This window comes from Micromonospora sp. PRAS1, assembly GCF_059553435.1.
This window is the reverse complement of sequence record NZ_JCANNB010000086.1, coordinates 1-3,221: the sequence shown is the minus strand read 5'-3', so window position 1 is coordinate 3,221 and position 3,221 is coordinate 1. Positions and strand designations below refer to the sequence as shown.

Sequence of the window (3,221 nt, the reverse complement as noted above, 5' to 3'; positions counted from 1 at the left end):
CGGCTGGTGGGCGCGGCGGTGTCGTTCCATGCCCGCAGCACCAGATCGCGCTCGGCCGGGTCCAGCAGCGTCAGCTCACCGACCCGGGCGCCGGAGTCGGCGGCGATGGTGTCGAGGAGCAGCGCGAGGTGCTCGGCGACCCGGTCGACCGCGGCGTCGTCGATGCGGGCACGGTCGTAGGCGAGGCGCACATCGACGTCCCGGCGGGCCCCGGCGACGACCTGGAGCGGATAGTGGGGCACGTCGGTGGCGTAGTTGACGGCAAAGCGGACACCGGCCGGGTCGGGTGCCGCCGCCGACCCGGCCGGTGCCGGGCCGTGCTCGTGGTCGGGGTAGTTCTCGAAGACGAAGAGGGTGCTGAACAGCTGCCCGCCGGCCGGGACGCCGCTGCACTCCTGGATGACCGGCAGCGGCGTGTGTTCGAAGTGCCGCGCCGCGACCTGCTCGTCCTGCAGCGTCCGCAGCCAGGCCACAACCGGTTCGCCGGGCTCGACGGTGACCCGCGCCGGCGTGGTGTTCATCAGCAGGCCGACCATCGTGTCCATCCCGGCGACCTGGCCGCCGCGGCCCGAGGAGGTCACGCCGAACACGACGTCGGAACGGCCGCTGTACTTCGACATCAGCAGGGCCCAGGCGCCGCGCACGACGGTGTTGACGGTCAGCCGGTGCCGGCGGGCGAATTCGGTCAGCTCCCGGCCGGCGCGCAGCCGGACCGGGCGGGTGGCCTGCCCGGTGTGGCCGGTGTCGCCGGTGGCGTGTTCGATGCCGAGGTCGGTGGGTTCGGTGATCGCGCCGAGGCGCTCCCGCCAGTACGCCCGAGCCTCGGTCTGGTCCTGAGCCGCCAGCCACGACACGAAGTCGCGGAATGGGCGACGTGCGGCCGGTCGCGGCGTCTCGCCGGCGGTGAGGGCGTGATAGCAGTCCATCACCTCGCCCATGACGATCGGGACGCTCCAGCCGTCAAGGAGCAGGTGGTGGTAGCTCCACACGAGTTGCCAACGGCCATCGCCGAGGTCGAGCACGGCGATCCGGTTGAGCGTCGGCGCGGTGAAGTCGGCGCCCTGCTGGTAGTCGGCCTCGAGGAAATCGCGGATGGCCCGCTCCTGCGCGTCGGGATCGCCGGCCGGCACCGCCAGCACCTGCCACGGCAGCGGCACGGACCGGCGGACGACGGCGAGCGGCTCGGGGACGCCGTCCCAGACGACGCCGGTGCGCAGCGCCTGGTGGCGGGCGAACACGAGTTCCCAGGCGCGGTGCAGCGCGCCGACGTCGAGGCCGCCCTCGAGCAGGACGCCGTGCTGGACCCAGTACAGGTTGGTGCCGGCGGCGAGTCGGGTGTGGAAGAGCATGCCGGCCTGCAGTGGCGTGAGCGGGTAGACGTCCTCGACGGGGCCGCCGGCGCGGGCGGTGACGGCGTCGACGCCGGCCTGGTCGAGGCCGGCGAGGGGGAAGTCCGACGGGGTGTTGCCGCCGGCACCGGGGCGCAGGCAGTGCTCGATCAGGTCGCGCAGCACGGCGATGTACCGATGCGCGAACCGCTCCACCGTGGTCCGTTCGTGGACCGCGGCACCGTATCGCCAGACCATTTCGAGGCGGCCGCCGGCCACCTGGCTGACGACCTCGAGCAGGTGCGAGCGGTCACCGAGCCGGGACTGCTCCTGGCCTAGGCTGTGCCCGGTCGGCCGGAACCCGGTGGGCTCCGGGTGCTCGCCGGGGTGGGCCGCCGGTCCGCTCTGCCCGAGGTAGTTAAAGGTGACGTCGGCGACGGCCGTCGGCTCCCAATCGGTCAGATACCGCAGCAACCCGTACCCCAGCCCACGCCGAGGCACCCCCCGCAACCGCTCCTTCATCCCCCGCAACACCACACCAAGATCCGAGCCACTGACCAACGCCACCGGATACAAACTCGTAAACCACCCCACCGTCCGCGACACATCCACACCCGCGCCAACATCCTCACGACCATGACCCTCCACATCCACCAGAACCGGACCCAACACCACCCCCAAAACCGCAAGCAGCGCATCATTCACCTGCGTCCGATACACCCCAGGCACATCCCGCAGCAACCGCGTCGTCCACTCCTCACCCAACACCACCCGCACCTCACGCGCCTCGGCGACCATGTTCGGGCCGGCACCGTCGCGGGGCAGGGGGGCTGCGGCGCGCCCGGCGGCGTCCCAGTAGGCGACCTCGGCCGCGAGGTCGTCGGAGGCGGCCAGCTCGGTCAGTCGCCGGGACCACTCGGCGTAGGACGTGGTCTTGGCCGGGCGCCGCTCGACCGTGAGGTCCTCGACGAGGATCGGCCACGACACGGTGTCGACGACCATGTGGTGGGCGACGAGCAGCAGCAGATGGCCGCCACCGGGCCGGTCGAACAGCACGACGCGGAACACCGGGCCCGCGGCCAGGTCGAGCGACCGGTTCGCCTCGGTCGCGACGCCCTCCGGGTCGTCGGCCGCGCCGGCGAGCCAGACGACCGCGGCGGAGCCCACCGGGCCGGTGGTCACCGGCGACGGCGGGTCGATCACGGCGGTACCGTCGGCGGGAAAGCGTGACCGCAGCGCGTCGTGGTGCTCCAGGAGCGCCCCGACGCCGGCGGCCAGCGCCGCCGGGTCGACGGGTTCGCCGGTCTCCAGCAGCACGGACTGGTTGAAGTGGCCGGGCTCGGGCAACCGCCGGCCGAGGAACCAGCGCTGGATGGGCGTCGGCGCGTACCCTCCGGTCACCGCTCCCTGCTCGGCGACGGTGTCGCGCTGCCCGGTGGCGACAGCGGCGAGGGCCGACACCGTCTGGTGGTCGAACATCTGGGCGACGGTGACGAACACGCCGAGTTCCTGGGCCCGGGCGACGACCTGGATGCAGAGGATCGAGTCACCGCCGAGGTCGAAGAAGTTGTCCTCGCCGCCGACCCGCTCGACGCCGAGCACCCGCGCCCACACATCGGCCAGGATCCGTTCGGTGTCGCCGCGCGGGGCCACGAATGCCCCGGCCGGGCGCAACGTCTCGGGCTCGGGCAGGGCGGCCCGGTCGACCTTGCCGTTGACGGTGAGCGGGAGATCGGCCAGCTCGGTGAAGACGGCGGGGATCATGTGCTCGGGCAGCCGGCGGCGCAGGTGCGCGCGCATCTGCTCGACGTCGGGCAGCCCGTCGGCAGGGTCGGCGGCGACGACGTAGGCGACCAGCCGCTCGCCGACGACGGCCGCGACGGCGCGGCCGAT

General features: G+C 73.0%; 1 protein-coding gene. It reads right to left on the bottom strand.

Going from position 1 to position 3,221, the window contains the following annotated elements; all coding sequences use genetic code 11:
• Positions 1 to 3,221: condensation domain-containing protein (locus AC507J_RS32160; RefSeq protein WP_496294300.1), on the bottom strand; the 3,221-nt coding region annotated here is incomplete at both ends.